The sequence below is a fragment of the Pseudomonas sp. 1L-C-7-B-C1 genome (assembly GCF_057291635.1).
The window spans coordinates 81,493-97,753 of the sequence record NZ_JBXAWH010000004.1; the positions used below are offsets into that span (position 1 = coordinate 81,493).

The 16,261-nt window shown below is 60.5% G+C and carries 17 protein-coding genes; 9 read left to right on the top strand and 8 right to left on the bottom strand.

All coding sequences use genetic code 11. From position 1 onward, the window contains the following. Positions 1–90 precede the first annotated feature (90 nt). On the top strand, positions 91–543 hold the full coding sequence (locus AC0Z8Z_RS07880) for a GNAT family N-acetyltransferase (protein WP_485618745.1): 453 nt from the start codon (positions 91–93) through the stop codon (positions 541–543). 12 nt (positions 544–555) lie between these two features. Here the strand turns inward: AC0Z8Z_RS07880 and AC0Z8Z_RS07885 are convergent, their stop codons facing one another. After that, on the bottom strand, positions 556–1,551 hold the full coding sequence (locus AC0Z8Z_RS07885; protein ID WP_485618746.1) for an alpha/beta fold hydrolase: 996 nt from the start codon (positions 1,549–1,551) through the stop codon (positions 556–558). A gap of 162 nt (positions 1,552–1,713) precedes the next feature. On the opposite strand from AC0Z8Z_RS07885, the gene AC0Z8Z_RS07890 reads away from it, so the two are divergent. The 3 genes from AC0Z8Z_RS07890 (at position 1,714) to tsaA (ending at position 3,681) form a co-directional block, all read left to right on the top strand. After that, positions 1,714–2,424, top strand: a complete 711-nt coding sequence (locus AC0Z8Z_RS07890; RefSeq protein ID WP_485618747.1) for an rRNA pseudouridine synthase — start codon at positions 1,714–1,716, stop codon at positions 2,422–2,424. 70 nt (positions 2,425–2,494) lie between these two features. Continuing rightward, positions 2,495–2,956, top strand: coding sequence for a YehS family protein (locus AC0Z8Z_RS07895; RefSeq protein ID WP_172611003.1), 462 nt, complete (start codon positions 2,495–2,497; stop codon positions 2,954–2,956). Between the two features lie 17 nt (positions 2,957–2,973). Continuing rightward, positions 2,974–3,681: a tRNA (N6-threonylcarbamoyladenosine(37)-N6)-methyltransferase TrmO gene (gene tsaA, locus AC0Z8Z_RS07900; RefSeq protein WP_485618748.1), complete on the top strand. Its 708-nt coding sequence runs from the start codon at positions 2,974–2,976 to the stop codon at positions 3,679–3,681. A gap of 165 nt (positions 3,682–3,846) precedes the next feature. On the opposite strand, the gene fpr is transcribed toward tsaA, so the two are convergent. After that, positions 3,847–4,626, bottom strand: coding sequence for a ferredoxin-NADP reductase (gene fpr, locus AC0Z8Z_RS07905; RefSeq protein WP_065989778.1), 780 nt, complete (start codon positions 4,624–4,626; stop codon positions 3,847–3,849). Positions 4,627–4,748: 122 nt separating this feature from the next. On the opposite strand from fpr, the gene AC0Z8Z_RS07910 reads away from it, so the two are divergent. Then, positions 4,749–5,675: a LysR family transcriptional regulator gene (locus AC0Z8Z_RS07910; RefSeq protein WP_065989779.1), complete on the top strand. Its 927-nt coding sequence runs from the start codon at positions 4,749–4,751 to the stop codon at positions 5,673–5,675. 27 nt (positions 5,676–5,702) lie between these two features. On the opposite strand, the gene AC0Z8Z_RS07915 is transcribed toward AC0Z8Z_RS07910, so the two are convergent. Together AC0Z8Z_RS07915 and erdR are read right to left on the bottom strand one after the other, a co-directional pair. Further along, positions 5,703–6,071 carry a diacylglycerol kinase gene (locus AC0Z8Z_RS07915; RefSeq protein WP_172611002.1) on the bottom strand — a complete coding sequence of 123 codons (369 nt, stop codon included), beginning with the start codon at positions 6,069–6,071 and terminating at the stop codon, positions 5,703–5,705. Between the two features lie 106 nt (positions 6,072–6,177). Continuing rightward, complete coding sequence (erdR, locus tag AC0Z8Z_RS07920; protein ID WP_122537393.1) at positions 6,178–6,825, bottom strand: response regulator transcription factor ErdR; 648 nt, start codon at positions 6,823–6,825, stop codon at positions 6,178–6,180. A gap of 175 nt (positions 6,826–7,000) precedes the next feature. On the opposite strand from erdR, the gene AC0Z8Z_RS07925 reads away from it, so the two are divergent. Beyond that, positions 7,001–7,885 (top strand): DMT family transporter, encoded by an 885-nt coding sequence (locus tag AC0Z8Z_RS07925; RefSeq protein WP_485618749.1) that lies wholly within the window; start codon positions 7,001–7,003, stop codon positions 7,883–7,885. A gap of 60 nt (positions 7,886–7,945) precedes the next feature. Here AC0Z8Z_RS07925 and AC0Z8Z_RS07930 read toward each other — a convergent pair whose 3' ends face one another. Then, positions 7,946–8,677 carry a tRNA-uridine aminocarboxypropyltransferase gene (locus tag AC0Z8Z_RS07930; protein ID WP_485618897.1) on the bottom strand — a complete coding sequence of 244 codons (732 nt, stop codon included), beginning with the start codon at positions 8,675–8,677 and terminating at the stop codon, positions 7,946–7,948. A 221-nt stretch (positions 8,678–8,898) separates the two neighbouring features. Here AC0Z8Z_RS07930 and AC0Z8Z_RS07935 point away from each other — a divergent pair, with 221 nt between their 5' ends. Further along, positions 8,899–9,324 (top strand): quorum-sensing-regulated virulence factor family protein, encoded by a 426-nt coding sequence (locus tag AC0Z8Z_RS07935; protein ID WP_172610999.1) that lies wholly within the window; start codon positions 8,899–8,901, stop codon positions 9,322–9,324. Positions 9,325–9,702: 378 nt separating this feature from the next. After that, a complete protein-coding gene (locus AC0Z8Z_RS07940) occupies positions 9,703–10,818 on the top strand; it encodes an LOG family protein (protein ID WP_485618750.1) in 1,116 nt (371 codons plus the stop codon). Between the two features lie 48 nt (positions 10,819–10,866). On the opposite strand, the gene recX is transcribed toward AC0Z8Z_RS07940, so the two are convergent. The 3 genes from recX to AC0Z8Z_RS07955 all read right to left on the bottom strand — a co-directional run bounded on the left by recX (position 10,867) and on the right by AC0Z8Z_RS07955 (position 12,993). Beyond that, positions 10,867–11,334 carry a recombination regulator RecX gene (gene recX / locus AC0Z8Z_RS07945; RefSeq protein ID WP_122537389.1) on the bottom strand — a complete coding sequence of 156 codons (468 nt, stop codon included), beginning with the start codon at positions 11,332–11,334 and terminating at the stop codon, positions 10,867–10,869. Between the two features lie 8 nt (positions 11,335–11,342). After that, positions 11,343–12,407, bottom strand: coding sequence for a recombinase RecA (gene recA / locus AC0Z8Z_RS07950; RefSeq protein ID WP_065989790.1), 1,065 nt, complete (start codon positions 12,405–12,407; stop codon positions 11,343–11,345). Positions 12,408–12,492: 85 nt separating this feature from the next. Then, positions 12,493–12,993, bottom strand: coding sequence for a CinA family protein (locus AC0Z8Z_RS07955; RefSeq protein WP_122622977.1), 501 nt, complete (start codon positions 12,991–12,993; stop codon positions 12,493–12,495). 496 nt (positions 12,994–13,489) lie between these two features. Between AC0Z8Z_RS07955 and mutS the strand changes: the two genes are divergently transcribed. Continuing rightward, a complete protein-coding gene (gene mutS, locus AC0Z8Z_RS07960) occupies positions 13,490–16,057 on the top strand; it encodes a DNA mismatch repair protein MutS (RefSeq protein ID WP_485618898.1) in 2,568 nt (855 codons plus the stop codon). Positions 16,058–16,261: the final 204 nt, after the last annotated feature.

Sequence of the window (16,261 nt, forward strand, 5' to 3'; positions counted from 1 at the left end):
CTCAAACAGCCCCGCCCGTAAAACGGCGGGGTTTGTTTTTTCTGGCTATCGTCCCCACATCAGGATCACTACCCAGGGAGCAGCGGCAACGTGACTCACCCATCGGTCATTTATCTGCCCAGGCAGCACGACTTCGCCGAACTCACCCGGGTCTGGGAAGCCTCCGTGCGCGCGACCCATGACTTTCTGGCCGAGAACTACATCACGCTGCTCCGGCACCTGCTGGAAACCCAGTACCTGGGCGCCGTGAACCTGTTCTGCACCCGCGACTCCCACCTGCACATCACCGGCTTTGCCGGCACCACGCCCGGCAAGCTGGAAATGCTGTTCATCGCCCCCGATCACCGCGGCATGGGACTGGGCAAGCAACTGCTGGACTATGCGATCGAGCATTTCCACATCACCGAGCTGGACGTGAACGAACAGAATGCCCAGGCGCTGGGCTTTTATGAACGACAGGGGTTTGAGTTGGTGGGACGGGCGGAGGTCGATGGGCTCGGTCGGCCGCATCCGATGTTACGGATGCGGCTGAAGGTCAGGTGAAGCGAATTCGCATCAACGCTGCAGGCTTTCCAGCAGTACCTTGTTGAACTGCTGCGGGTCCTGAATCTGCGGCGCATGGCCCAATCCCGCAAGCTCCACCAGCGTCGCCTGAGGAATGCGCTTGGCCGCAGCCTTGCCCAGCTCCGGGTAATTACCCAGTGTCTTGCGTAGCGCCTCGGGCGCCGCGTCCTTGGCAATGGCGGTGTTGTCCTTCTGCCCGATTAGCAGCACGGTGGGCATCTTCAGTTTCTCGAAGTCGTAGAACACCGGCTGATTGAAGATCATCCCGTAGGTCTGCGCAGACGCCCGGGCCACCTCTTCCTTGCCTTTGCCGCTGAACATCCCGGCTTGCATGTCGACCCAATGATCGAACTCGGGCCGCCATTCATTGGCGTAGTAGGTCGACTGCTGATACTTGCGAATACTCTCGGCACTGGTCTTCAACTCCCGGGCGTACCAGTCGTCGAAGCTGCGATCCGGCACGCCCTTGGCTTTCCAGTCTTCCAGGCCGATGGGGTTAACCAGCAGCAACTGATCCACTTGCTCGGGGTACATCAGCGCAAAGCGAGTCGCGAGCATGCCGCCCATTGAATGCCCGACCACCGTGACATGATCGATGCCCAGTTGGGTCAGCAGCGCTTTGGTGTTTTGCGCCAACTGTTCGAAGGAGTATTTGTAGTCCGCCGGTTTGCTGGAGCGACAGAAGCCGATCTGATCCGGCGCGACCACCCGATACCCCGCGCCCGTCAACGCCTTGATGGTGCCTTCCCACGTGGCGCCGCAAAAGTTCTTGCCGTGCAGCAGCACCACGCTGCGACCATTGGCGGTACCGGTCGGTTTGATGTCCATGTAACCCATCTGCACGGGCGCGCCCTGGGATTCAAAGCTGAAATTCTGCGCCGGGAACGGATATTGAAAGCCTTCCAGCTGTGGGCCGTAAGACGGTGGTTGCGCAGCGAGCAGCGGCAGGCTGACAGTCATCAGCAGTGCGGGTAGCCATTTGGTCATGAATTCGCTCCAGACAGTGTAGGAATAGAGAGCAGACCTGCGTCGCTCCCGGAAAAATCCATCGAGTGGAGGCTTATTCATCCACCAATTTCAATGTGGCCGCGATTAACGGTGCATGCGCGGGTACAATAGGCGCCTTTCCATTTTGTTACGGCTTTTCTCATGACTGATCCCATTCGCCTTTCCAAACGCCTGATCGAGCTGGTCGGCTGCTCTCGCCGCGAAGCCGAGCTGTTCATCGAAGGCGGCTGGGTCACGGTGGACGGCGTCGTGGTAGACGAGCCGCAGTTCAAGGTCGAAAACCAGACCGTGGTGCTGAACGCTGAAGCGAAAGCCGATACACCTGAATCCGTCACCCTTCTGTTCAACGCACCGGCGGGCATGGCCCCCGAAAGTGCCCTGGCGTTGATCACCCCAGGTACGCTTTCGGCGGACCACAGCGTCGGCCGACGTCCCCTCAAAGGGCACTTTCTGCGCCTGGAAGCGATTTCCACGCTGCAAGCCAATGCCAGCGGCCTGATGGTCTTCAGCCAGGACTGGAAAATCCTGCGCAAACTCACCGACGACCGCAGCAAGATCGAGCAGGAATACGTCGTCGAGATCTCGGGCGACATGGTTGCCCACGGCCTCAACCGCCTGAACCACGGCATGACCTATAAGGGCAAGGAGCTGCCGAAGGTCAAAGCCAGTTGGCAGAACGAAAACCGCCTGCGCTTCGCCATGAAAAACCCTCAGCCCGGTGTCATCGCCCAACTGTGCGAAGCGGTGGGTCTCAAGGTTGTTTCGGTGCGGCGCATTCGTATCGGCGGCGTGTCCATCGGCAAGGTGCCTGAAGGCCAGTGGCGCTACATGACCGACAAAGAAAAATTCTGACTCCCCTATGTGAGCGCCGCATCCAGTCTCGCGTGCGCTCATCTGCGAATCTCCAGGAAATACACGCACCATGATGAACAACGATGTACTGCGCAGCATCCGTTACATGCTTGATATCAACGACGCAAAAGTGGTCGAGATCATCAAGCTCGGCGGATTCGACGCGACCAAAGCCGATGTCGCGGCCTACATGAAGAAAGACGAAGAAGAAGGCTTCGTGCCGTGCAGCGACGAAGTCATGGCGCACTTTCTCGACGGCCTGGTGTTCTTCAAGCGCGGCAAGGACGAAAGCCGTCCGCCACTGCCTGTCGAGCTGCCGATCACCAACAACATCGTCCTGAAGAAGCTGCGTGTGGCGTTCGAGCTGAAAGAAGACGACATGCACGCGATCCTCAAGGCCTCCGAGTTCCCGGTGTCCAAGCCTGAACTCAGCGCCCTGTTCCGCAAGGCGGGTCACACTAACTACCGCGTCTGCGGCGACCAGCTGCTGCGCAACTTCCTGCGCGGCCTGACTCTGCGCGTACGCGGCTAAGCGCTGCGGCTACGTCGATGACCCAAGGCTATAGCGTCTCGCCGATCGGCTTCATGCGCTCGTGCTTCAAAGAGAAGTTCGCCATTCCCCGGCAGCCGCAACTGGCGCTTGCCGCCCGGGGCGTGCTGGAGCTGGTTGCGCCTTTCGATCAGGGTGACGCCGTGCAGGGCCTGGAACAGGTCAGCCATGTCTGGCTGCTGTTTCTGTTTCATCAGGCCCTGGAGGACAAGCCGCGACTCAAGGTGCGCCCTCCTCGCTTGGGCGGCAATCAGTCGATGGGCGTGTTCGCCACGCGCGCGACCCATCGGCCCAACGGCATCGGTCAGTCGGTGGTCAAGCTGGACAAGTTCGAAGCCGGGCGCCTGTGGTTGTCAGGCATCGACCTGCTGGACGGCACGCCGGTGCTGGACGTCAAACCCTACGTGCCCTACGCCGATGTCATCGCTGATGCGCGCAACGGCATGGCCGCCGCCGCGCCGGAGCTGATTCCGGTGCAGTGGGGGGATGCGGCGCTGGCGCAGGCCCGCGAACACGGGGTGCGCCTCGAAGAACCGCTGATCGAACTGATCGAGCAGTGCCTGGCTCAAGACCCGCGACCGGCCTACCAGACGCCCACGCCGGAACGACGCTACGGCGCGCAGTTCTGGGACCTGGACGTTCGCTGGCACTATCCACAGCCCGGCGTCATTTGCGTGCTGGAAGTGGTGCCTGCCGTCGGTTCATAAACGCGTTACGCCCGCCCACAAAAAAACCGCCTGGTCCGTGACCTCCAGGCGGTTTTTTTCAGACCCCAAAAACGCGGGTGCCTGTACTGACCTATTCGCCGATGACGTCACCCTCGCAGTGCTGCAAGGATGATTCATCGGCGATTGGGTCGTATCTGTGCGCGGTTACTTCTCGACGAATGCGCGCTCGATCAGGTAATCACCCGGCTCGCGCATACGTGGCGAAACGGTCAGACCGAAGCTGTTGAGCACTTCGCTGGTTTCGTCGAGCATGCTCGGGCTGCCGCACAGCATGGCGCGGTCGTCCTGCGGGTTGATCGGTGGCAGACCGATGTCGCTGAACAGCTTGCCGCTGCGCATCAGATCGGTCAGGCGGCCTTCGTTTTCGAACGGCTCGCGGGTCACGGTCGGGTAATAGATCAGCTTGTCGCGCAGCATCTCGCCGAAGAATTCGTTCTGCGGCAAGTGCTCGGTGATGAACTCGCGGTAAGCCACTTCGTTCACATAACGCACGCCGTGGCACAGGATGACCTTCTCGAAACGCTCGTAGGTTTCGGGGTCCTGGATCACGCTCATGAACGGCGCCAGACCGGTACCGGTGCTGAGCAGGTAAAGATGCTTGCCCGGCTTAAGGTCATCCAGCACCAGCGTGCCCGTAGGCTTCTTGCTGATGATGATCTCGTCGCCTTCCTTCAGATGCTGCAGCTGCGAGGTCAGCGGGCCGTCCGGCACCTTGATGCTGAAGAACTCCAGATGCTCTTCCCAGTTCGGGCTGGCAATGGAGTAGGCACGCATGAGCGGGCGCCCGTTTGGCTGCTGCAGACCGATCATGACGAACTGACCGTTCTCGAAGCGCAGGCCAGGATCACGGGTGCACTTGAAACTGAAGAGGGTGTCGTTCCAGTGATGAACGCTGAGGACACGCTCGTGATTCATGTTGCTCATGGTACGTGGGAGCTCCTGATAAATAACGTGCGCCAGTCAATGCGCCATTGCGCGACATTCTAGTGGCAGACACAATATCTGTTAACTGAATTATCAAGATATGGGTTATCGGTTATATAGATATGCGATTTACTCTTCGTCAACTCCAGGTGTTCGTCGCCGTCGCCCAGCAGGAAAGCGTTTCCCGCGCCGCGGTGCTGTTGTCCTTGTCGCAATCGGCGGCGAGCACTTCCATTACTGAACTGGAACGCCAGTCCAGCTGCCAGCTATTTGACCGGGCCGGTAAACGACTGAGCCTTAACGCGACCGGCCGGCAACTCTTACCTCAGGCCGTTGCCCTGCTCGATCAGGCCAAGGAGATCGAAGACCTGCTTAACGGCAAGTCCGGCTTCGGCTCGCTGGCGGTCGGTGCAACGCTCACCATCGGCAACTACCTGGCGACCCTGCTGATCGGCAGCTTCATGCAGCGCCACCCTGAAAGCCAGGTGAAGCTGCACGTGCAAAACACGGCGAACATCGTTCAGCAGGTCGCCCATTACGAGATTGATCTGGGCTTGATCGAAGGCGACTGCAGCCACCCCGACATCGAAGTGCAGACATGGGTCGAAGATGAACTGGTGGTGTTCTGCGCCCCTCAGCACCCGCTGGCCAAGAAAGGCCGGGCGTCCCTGGAGGAATTAACGCGCGAGGCGTGGATCTTGCGCGAACAGGGCTCGGGGACGCGGCTGACCTTCGATCAGGCCATGCGTCATCACCTGAACAGCCTGAACGTGAGGCTGGAGCTGGAACACACCGAGGCCATCAAGCGCGCCGTTGAGTCCGGGCTGGGGATCGGCTGTATTTCGCGTCTGGCCCTGCGGGACGCCTTTCGCCGGGGCAGCCTCGTGGCCGTTGAAACGCCGGAGCTGGACCTGGTGCGCCAGTTCTACTTCATCTGGCACAAGCAGAAGTACCAGACGTCGGCTATCCGCGAGTTTCTCGACCTCTGTCGCTCATTCACCGCCGGTGTTAACCGCAGCGACGAAATCGTCCTGCCGAGCATTGCCTGAGGCGCCGCCCGGCTATAAAAGTGAAGGTCAGCCCAACAGAATCAGGCCCCAGACCACGGCGATCATGCTCAGCGCCACAAACTGTGCGGCGCTGCCCATGTCTTTGGCGTTCTTCGACAGCGGGTGGCGGTCGAGGGAGATTCGGTCAATCGCGGCTTCGATCGCCGAGTTCAGCAGTTCGACAATCAGCGCCAACAGGCACACCGCGATCAGGATCGCGCGCTCGCCTCGGCTGACGTGAAACACGAAGGAAAGCGGGATCAATATGACGTTGAGCAGCACCAGTTGACGGAAGGCGGCTTCGCCTTTGAATGCAGCGGTCAAGCCGTCGAGGGAATAGCCGGAGGCGTTGAGAATGCGTTTCAGGCCAGTCTGGCCTTTGAATGGGGACGTCATAGGAAAACTACTGATGAATGAAAGCGGTGGAGGCTAGTGCGGCGACGGTCAAAAAAGTGTGAAGGTCGGCCGCGCAAAGCCCGGGGCTGAGCCTGATTCCGGGGAATCAGCTCTGCGGAATGGATTCCAATTGTTGCAGCAGTAAGGCCGCCTGGGTTCGGGTGCGCACATTGAGCTTGCGAAAGATCGCCGTGACGTGGGCCTTGATCGTCGCCTCCGACACGCTCAGCTCGTAGGCGATCTGCTTGTTCAGCAGCCCCTCGCAGACCATCGTCAACACACGGAACTGCTGGGGCGTCAGGCTGGCGAGGCCTTCGCTGGCGGCTTTGGCTTCGGCGGATACGCTGATGCTTTCATTAACCTGCGGGGGCCACCAGACATCGCCATCCAGCACCGTTCGTACGGCTTTCTGAATGGTTTCAAGGGAACTGGATTTAGGGATGAAACCGCTGGCGCCGAATTCACGGGACTTGACCACGACCGCGGCCTCCTCCTGGGCAGACACCATCACCACCGGCACTTGCGGGTACTGGCCGCGCAACAACACCAGCCCCGAAAAGCCATAAGCGCCGGGCATGTTCAGGTCCAGCAGGACCAGATCCCAGTCGGACTTCTCGGTCAGTCGCGCTTCCAGATCAGCGATGCTCTCGGCCTCGACCAGCCTTGCGTCCGGCCCGAGCCCAAGGCTCAGCGCCTGGTGCAGGGCGCTGCGAAACAGGGGATGGTCGTCGGCAATCAGGATTTCGTATGGCATTTCATGATCCTTTAAATGACTCAGCGCCGACGGATTCAACACCCAATGAGGCAGCCCGCGACATCTTGACACAGGGACCGTACGTGAGCGGCGCCAAGGATGCCCAGCGAAGTCGGGGTGGTCAAGCCTGATGCTTTGCGGCAAAGTCTGCGCCCCCGACCTGACGAGTGCCATCATGCCAAACCATGCCCTGCGAGCGGACCTGCTCATGCTCCTGACCGCATTGATCTGGGGCACCGGCTTTGTCGCTCAAACCGCCGGGATGGATCACATCGGTCCGTACCTGTTCTCGGGCCTGCGCTTCGCGCTCGGCTCCCTCTGCCTGATCCCGCTGATTCTGCGCAACGCCAAAACAGCGCGCGTGCCGGAGCCCTTGCTCAATCGCGGCATGCTGCGCGCCGGCATCATCATGGGCCTGGCGCTGGCACTGGGCATCAACCTGCAACAGGTCGGCCTGCTGTTTACCAGCGTGACCAACTCCGGCTTCATCACCGGCCTGTACGTGATTGTAGTTCCGTTGCTGGGCTTGCTCCTTGGTCATAAAACCGGGCTGGGCACCTGGCTGGGCTGCCTGCTGGCGGTGGTCGGCATGTGCCTGCTGAGCATTGGCGATAACTTTCATGTCGCTTCGGGGGATTGGCTGCAGCTGGTCGGCGCGTTCGTGTGGGGCGGCCACGTGGTGTTGGTCAGCCTGTTCGCCAGCCGCCACGACCCGATCCGTTTGGCCTTTCTTCAGTTCGCCACCTGTTCGGTGGTGAGTCTGCTGCTGGCAGTGCTCTTCGAACCGATCGCCCTCAACGCAATCATCGACGCGGGCCCTGCCTTGCTCTACGGCGGCATCGTCGCGGTCGGCGTGGGTTACACGCTGCAAGTGGTCGCGCAGAAACACGCCATTGCCTCCCACGCGGCCATCATCCTTTCGCTGGAGGCCGTATTCGCCGCCATCGCCGGGGCCTGGATTCTTGGAGAGGCGTTGCAACTGCGCGGTTATATCGGTTGCGGACTGATGCTGGCAGGGATGCTACTGGCGCAGTTGTGGCCGAAGAAAACCCTCGCCTGAGATAAAGCTTCTATTGCGAGCCGCTTTGATGCGGCTCGCGGGCGGCGGCACAAATGATGACTACTCGAGGTAACCCTTCAGCTCTTGATGGGCGTCGCTTAGCAAGTCGAGGGGTAACTGGTTTTTAGCCCCTAAATAGTGCTGACTGAACACATCGAAATAACAACTCAACGCAGAGCCTGCCTCAGTATCGCCGGCCAGATCGAAACACAGTGCGGCCACTTCAGCGGTACAGAGATGTTCGCTGCGGGTTGAGCGTCTCAGCTTGTACCGTGAAAGCTTCTCGGGAATCAGGCTTAAAATCGGGATCGAATCGAAGTAAGCGCTTTTACGGAAGATCTTCCTCGCTTCAGTCCAGGTCGCGTCAATCAGCACAAACAGCGGTCTCTTGTTCGGGTTGATCGTCACGGCGTTAGTGACGCGCTCGGCCGCTACGTACTCACCCGGAAAAACCAGATAGGGCTGCCATTGCGGATCATTGAGCAATGCAATCAGCTTTTCATCAGTTTCGGTGCGTGACCATACGAAGGCGTGGTTATCAGGAATGACGTCTGCGATGAGCCAACCCGTGTTGCTGGGTTTAAACACCTCTTTTTTCGTCATGATGAGGCACACCCCTGATTGTGCCTCGACCTTGGGACGCCATCTGCAAAGGCAGTGACTTTCGATCACGCGACAGTAATGGCACCTTGGCGCACGTGATCCGCGGGCCAGGTAAGGCTTCGTACTCTCCTCCTCCCGCTCATCTCTCAGACGTGCGACCGAATTCGTGTGAAAAACAGTCTGGGTCATTGACGGGTAGGAAGGCAGTGACACGAGGGGCATCCGGCAGGTCGAAAAGTCGCGGCATTCTATCAGACGCAGCCCGACGCGCCGTGTTCTCTGGTGTCCGCCGAGGCTCCTCCCCTATACTGGCCGGCCTTGAGAGCACTCACTCAGCAGTGAACGCCTCGGGATGTCGCCGGTCCAACGGCCTGCCTCTGCCCCACCCGTCCATGCACCAGGAGAATTCAATGCTGCGCCTCATCGCCCCCACTCTCACGCTTTTGCTCGTCGCTCCACTGTGCGCCAACGCGGCGTCCAAGCAGGATTACGAACTGAGCCAGATGCTTGATAAAGTCGCGAAGGAAAGCAGTGTCGGCACGCCACGCGCCATCAACGAAGACATCCTCGACGAGGGCTACACCGTTGAAGGCAAGATGCTGATCAATCACCTGAGTGTGCAGTCTGGCCAGGCCGCTCAAATGCGTGAACACCCGGACGATGTCCGCGGTCAGCTGGGCGGCAGCGTGTGCCGCAACGCCGGTTACCGTCAACTTATGGCCAAGGGCGCGATCCTGCGTTACCAGTTCACCGAATACAAAACCAACAAGCTCATCACGACTCAGGAAATCAAAGCGGCGGACTGCGCTGCCAAACCGCCTGCCCACAAGAAGTGATGTAACCGGCTTTACGGGCTGCGTGTTTCGAGATCTTTTCAACGCGCAGCCTTGCTCTCCCCTCCCCGCTACAGACGCCATTCAAATTCCCGCCACTCAGCACGTCCCGCCCGCTGCTTGATCGCTGATCCTGATGCCTGATTTTCGTCTGGCCGTGCCCGCTCTGCCTCATCACATCTTGCATGCAAGAAAGGGTTGCCTGCGGCGCCGGTTGCCATCACTGTTTTCTCTTTTCAACCACGGATTAGTCCAGAATCGGGCGCCGCGCAGGTCTGATGCCTCCCTTACCTTAGGATGCGCTGCGCACGCCGACGCATGAAGCGTCGCGATCCCGCCCCCTGGCGGCGGTCAATGATTCTGCAGAAGGAGAAAGCGTGAATGCCGTACGTACCCAGTGACGCGTTGTCTCAGCACTTTCAGAGCAACGGAAACGACCTCACCCTAAAGGTCGAAGAACTCCTCGGTTCGGTCGCCCCGAACAGCCCCAACCTTCCGCTCTACCGCGACATGATTCTGACCGTCCTGCGCATGGCCCAGGACGACCTGAATCGCTGGAATGCCAAAATCACCCTGCAAGCATTGCGCGAGCTGGAGAATGCCTTCCGGGTGCTCGAACGCTTCAAAGGCCGCCGCAAGGTCACGGTTTTCGGCTCCGCGCGCACCCCCCTGGAACATCCTGTTTATGCGCTGGCCCGTGAACTGGGCAAGCAACTGGCCGCCTCCGACCTGATGGTCATCACCGGTGCCGGTGGCGGGATCATGGCCGCGGCCCATGAAGGCGCAGGCCTGGATCACAGCCTGGGCTTCAACATCACCCTGCCGTTCGAGCAGCACGCCAATGCGACCGTGGATGGCACCGGCAATCTGCTGCCGTTCCACTTCTTCTTCACGCGTAAGCTGTTTTTCGTTAAAGAGGCCGATGCGCTGGTGCTCTGCCCCGGTGGGTTTGGCACCCTCGACGAAGCGCTGGAAGTGCTGACGCTGATCCAGACCGGCAAAAGCCCGCTGGTTCCTATCGTGCTGCTGGATGCACCGGGAGGCACGTTCTGGGAAGGCGCGCTCAGTTTCATCAAGAACGAACTGGAGGCGAACAAATACATTTTGCCCACGGACATGAACCTGATGAAGCTGGTCTACAGCGCCGATGAGGCCGTCGCCGAGATCAACCGTTTTTACAGCAACTTCCACTCCAGCCGCTGGTTGAAGAATACCTTCGTCATTCGCATGCACCATGCGTTGAGCGAACAGGCGCTGAACGCCCTGCAGGACAGGTTCGCCGATCTACGGTTAAGCGGCGACTTCCAGCAATACGGCCATCAAGACGAATATGACGATGCGCAGTTCAGCCATCTCACGCGTCTGGCGTTTGCCTTTAACGGCCGTAATCACGGCCGCTTGCGCGAGCTGGTGGACTTCATAAACCTTAAGGAGAACTGGGTAGGACCTGCGCATTCCCAACGGGCCCATGAGCCCGAGCCTGTCAAATCGATGTGATGTTGAATGCTTGAGGGCGTGCTTTCGCGCCTTCAAGCCCATCGCGCATCAGTCGTCGTTGCCCTTGCCACTCAACAAACGCCCGATGAGCTCCGGTGGGTACCCGCGATAACTCAGAAACCGCATCTGCTGCCCACGTTCGCGGGCATCTCTGGGCAGTTGGCCGCTGAACTTGCGCTGCCACAGCGCTTCCAGTTTTTCCCACCAGTCCACGCCGCACTCGCGCAGCGCCTGCTCAATGTCCGGGCGCGGCAAACCGCGTTGCCCCAGCTCCTCGCGGATACGCAAAGGGCCGTGGCCAGAACGGGCACGGTAGGAAACAAAGCTTTCGAGGTATCGGGATTCAGACAGCAGACCCTCTTCCGTCAGACGGTCGAGCGCTGCGTCAATCAATTCGGGAGGTGCGCCGCGCTGACGCAACTTGCGCGTCAGCTCGACACGACCGTGCTCGCGTCGCGCGAGCAGGTCCATTGCAGTCCGCCTGACAGCGACGGGGGTATCAAGCACAGCAGGCATGGCGGGGATCAGATATCCGCGTCAGCTTCAACTTCAGCCACATCGTCTGCCGCTACGCGGGACGACTGGGCCTTCACATCAGGCGCTGCCGTCAGCAGCTTCTCGCGAATCTGCCGTTCGAGGGTGGTGCCGATTTCCGGGTTGTCCGCCAGGAACTTCGCGGAGTTGGCTTTACCCTGACCGATCTTGCTGCCCTGGTAGCTGTACCAGGCGCCGGATTTCTCCAGCAGACCGTGCAGCACGCCGAGGTCGATGATCTCGCCGTTACGGTAGATGCCCTTGCCGTAGAGAATCTGGAACTCAGCCTGACGGAACGGCGGGGCCACCTTGTTCTTGACGACTTTGACGCGGGTTTCGCTACCGACGACTTCGTCGCCTTCCTTGACCGCGCCTGTACGGCGGATGTCCAGACGGACCGACGCGTAGAACTTCAGGGCGTTACCACCGGTGGTGGTTTCCGGGCTGCCGAACATCACGCCGATCTTCATACGGATCTGGTTGATGAAGATAACGAGGCAGTTGGCAGTCTTGATGTTACCGGTGATCTTACGCAGCGCCTGAGACATCAGTCGGGCTTGCAGGCCGACGTGCATGTCGCCCATTTCGCCTTCGATTTCAGCCTTCGGAACGAGGGCGGCAACGGAGTCGACGACGATGACGTCGATCGCGTTCGAACGCACCAGCATGTCGGTGATTTCGAGGGCCTGCTCGCCGGTGTCTGGCTGGGAGACCAGCAGGTCATCGACGTTGACGCCCAGCTTGCCGGCGTACTCTGGATCGAGCGCGTGCTCGGCGTCGACGAATGCGCAGGTGGCGCCCATTTTCTGGGCTTCTGCGATGACGGACAGAGTGAGGGTGGTTTTACCCGAAGATTCCGGGCCGTAGATTTCAACGATCCGGCCTTTTGGCAGGCCACCGATACCAAGTGCGATATCGAGACCCAGCGAACCGGTGGAGATGGCAGGAATAGCCTGGCGGTCATGGTCACCCATGCGCATTACGGCACCTTTGCCGAATTGACGCTCGATCTGACCCAAGGCCGCAGCCAAGGCTTTCTTCTTGTTGTCGTCCATTGAATCCTCTCGTAATAGGTTAGGCCTTGACGGCCGATATAACTGTATAAGTAGCCAGTATTATTCCACAGGGCCTGACGCGCGCCTACCCCTGATTTGGTATTTCTCCGCGAGAGAGGCGGACAAGCCCCTCTAGCGCGGCGCTCACCGTTTGTCGGCGAACCGCATCACGGTCACCTGCAAATAGAAAGCACTCGGCGATCAATCGTTCCGCCACGCCCCAGCAGACCCACACCGTGCCGACGGGTTTCTCCGCCGAGCCGCCGTCCGGTCCGGCCACGCCGCTGACCGCGACCGAAAACTGCGCACCGCTGTTGGCCTGCGCGCCCTTGGCCATGGCCTCGACCACTTCCCGACTGACCGCGCCGACCTGGGCGAACAGCGCTTCCGGCACCGCCAGTTGACGGGTCTTCTGCCGGTTCGAGTAGGTGACATAGCCGGCCTCGAACCAGGCCGAACTCCCGGGGATACGGGTAATGGCTTCGGCGATGCCGCCTCCGGTGCAGGATTCGGCCGTGCTGACCTGCGCGCCCGCTGCCAACAGTTGCTGACCCAAGGTTGCTGCCAAGTGGGTAATGTCGTCCAAAGAGGGTTCTCCGTATCGGTCGAGGCAAAGTAGACACGCTACACCAGCCGGGTTGATGTGCAACACAGGACGCGATCCGAATCCGGTTCACGCCTGCGAGCCCTCTATTTGCGCTCCGGTTTCTCGGGGCAGGGTTTCTTGACGGTTTCCACGATGGTTTCCCGTGGCCTTCGCTTGGCCTCCTCCAGAGGGATGAAGCGGCCGTTGGTTGAATCTCGTCCTCGCTTGCGTTGCATAGGGCAATCCTTGTCGATGATGCCGCCTCCCGTCGGGCGGTGCTCGACATCCTAGCCAGCTCGAAGCGCTTCGTGTCGGTTCGGAAACGCGCCGTGACGAATCAGCCGGACCTGCGGCCCGCGAACGTGCGTGGTAACCTTGCCGCCATCGCAAAATCAATCGGATCCGACGTCGAGCCACGTAGGTGGAATCCCCGCCGTCGCCCGAAACTTGCCTCAATCCCCTACAGAATTTGCCTAAATAACTGATGAATAAAGCAATTTCCGACCTGTCCTCGCATACCCCGATGATGCAGCAATACTGGCGGTTGAAAAATCAGCATCCCGATCAGCTGATGTTCTATCGCATGGGTGACTTCTACGAGATCTTCTATGAAGACGCCAAGAAGGCGGCCAAGCTGCTCGACATCACGCTGACTGCGCGGGGCCAGTCAGCGGGGCAAAGCATTCCCATGTGCGGCATCCCCTATCACGCAGCGGAAGGCTATCTGGCCAAGCTGGTGAAGCTCGGCGAGTCAGTGGTCATCTGCGAACAGATTGGCGATCCGGCTACCAGCAAAGGCCCGGTCGATCGTCAGGTGGTGCGCATCATCACGCCCGGCACCGTCAGCGACGAAGCCTTGCTGGACGAGCGTCGGGATAACCTGATCGCTGCCGTGCTGGGTGACGAGCGCCTGTTCGGCCTGGCCGTACTGGACATCACCAGCGGCAATTTCACCGTGCTGGAAATCAAGGGCTGGGAAAACCTGCTGGCCGAGCTTGAGCGGATCAATCCGGTCGAGCTGCTGATTCCCGATGACTGGCCCCAAGGGTTGCCCGCAGAGAAACGCCGCGGTGCCCGTCGTCGCGCGCCATGGGACTTCGAGCGCGATTCGGCGCACAAAAGCCTGTGCCAGCAGTTCTCCACTCAGGATCTCAAAGGCTTCGGCTGCGAGAACCTCACCCTGGCGATCGGCGCGGCCGGCTGCCTGCTGAGCTACGCCAAAGAAACCCAGCGCACCGCATTGCCACACCTGCGCAGCCTGCGCCATGAGCGCCTCGACGACACGGTGATTCTGGACGGCGCCAGCCGCCGCAATCTGGAACTCGACACCAACCTGGCGGGCGGGCGCGACAACACGCTGCAGTCGGTGATGGATCGCTGTCAGACCGCCATGGCAACGCGCCTGCTGACCCGCTGGCTGAACCGTCCCCTGCGCGATCTGCACATCCTTCAGGCCCGCCAAGAGTCCATTGGCTGCTTCCTCGAGCGTTACCGCTTCGAGAACCTGCAGCCGCAGCTGAAAGAGATCGGCGACATCGAGCGCATTCTCGCGCGTATCGGCCTGCGCAATGCCCGTCCTCGGGACCTGGCGCGTCTGCGTGATGCCCTGAGCGCGTTGCCCGAATTGCAACTGGCCCTGGCCGAGCTTGAAGCGCCGCACATCCAGCAATTGGCGAAAACCGCGAGCACCTACCCGGAGCTGGCTGACCTGCTGCAACGCGCGATCATCGACAATCCGCCTGCGGTGATTCGAGACGGTGGCGTCCTGAAGACCGGTTACGACGCCGAGCTCGATGAATTGCTGTCCCTGAGCGAGAACGCCGGGCAGTTCCTCATTGATCTGGAAACCCGCGAAAAGGCACGCACCGGCCTGGCCAACCTCAAGGTCGGCTACAACCGCGTGCATGGTTACTTCATCGAGCTGCCGAGCAAGCAGGCCGAACAGGCGCCGGCCGATTACATCCGCCGCCAGACGCTTAAAGGCGCCGAGCGTTTCATCACCCCGGAGCTCAAGGAATTCGAAGACAAGGCGTTGTCGGCCAAGAGCCGCGCGCTGGCTCGGGAAAAGATGCTCTATGAGACGCTGCTGGAAGACCTGATCAGTCACCTGGCGCCGCTGCAGGACACCGCCGCCGCGCTGGCCGAGCTGGATGTGCTGAGCAACCTGGCCGAGCGCGCGCTGAATCTGGACCTCAACCGTCCGCGCTTCACCGACGAGCCGTGCATGCGCATCGAGCAAGGACGTCACCCGGTGGTGGAGCAGGTTCTGTCGTCGCCGTTCGTGGCCAACGACCTTGATCTGAACGACAACACGCGCATGCTGGTCATCACCGGTCCGAACATGGGCGGTAAATCCACTTACATGCGCCAGACCGCCTTGATCGTGCTGCTGGCGCATATCGGCAGCTTCGTGCCGGCGGCGAGCTGCGAGCTGTCGCTGGTCGACCGTATCTTCACGCGTATCGGTTCAAGCGATGACCTGGCCGGCGGACGCTCCACCTTCATGGTGGAGATGAGCGAGACGGCGAACATCCTGCACAACGCCACCGACAAAAGCCTGGTGCTGATGGATGAAGTCGGACGCGGCACCAGCACCTTCGACGGGCTTTCGCTGGCGTGGGCTGCGGCGGAATGCCTCGCCCAGCTTCGTGCGTACACGCTGTTCGCCACCCATTATTTCGAGCTGACCGTGTTGCCGGAGAGCGAGCCGCTGGTGGCCAACGTGCACCTGAATGCCACCGAGCACAACGAGCGCATTGTCTTCCTGCACCGCGTGCTGCCGGGCCCGGCGAGCCAGAGTTATGGTCTTGCCGTGGCGCAACTGGCTGGCGTGCCGGGGCGCGTCATCACGCGGGCCAAAGAGCATCTGCTGCGTCTGGAGACCACCAGCCTGCCCCACGAACAGCCCAAGGCCAAGCCGGGCAAACCGCCGCTGCCGATGCAAAGCGACATGTTTGCAAGCTTGCCGCACCCTGTTCTGGACGAGTTGTCGAACCTGAAGATCGACGACCTGACGCCGCGCCAGGCGCTTGAGTTGTTGTATTCGATGAAGACACGCATCTAACGTGATTCGTAACAAGCTGTTAGAATCCCGCGCGGTTCGGGACGCTGTGAGCTTTTAGCCTGGCTTCACAGCGCACCTGGCCGCGTTTGAACGCAGCGAACCAAGGTCGGACATCGCCGCGCAGGACACCTTGCCTGCCGCGTTGCTCGAGAAGCTGAGTTTTACGGCCGGGGGACGTCCCGTACCTGGCAAGCCGGACTGAAC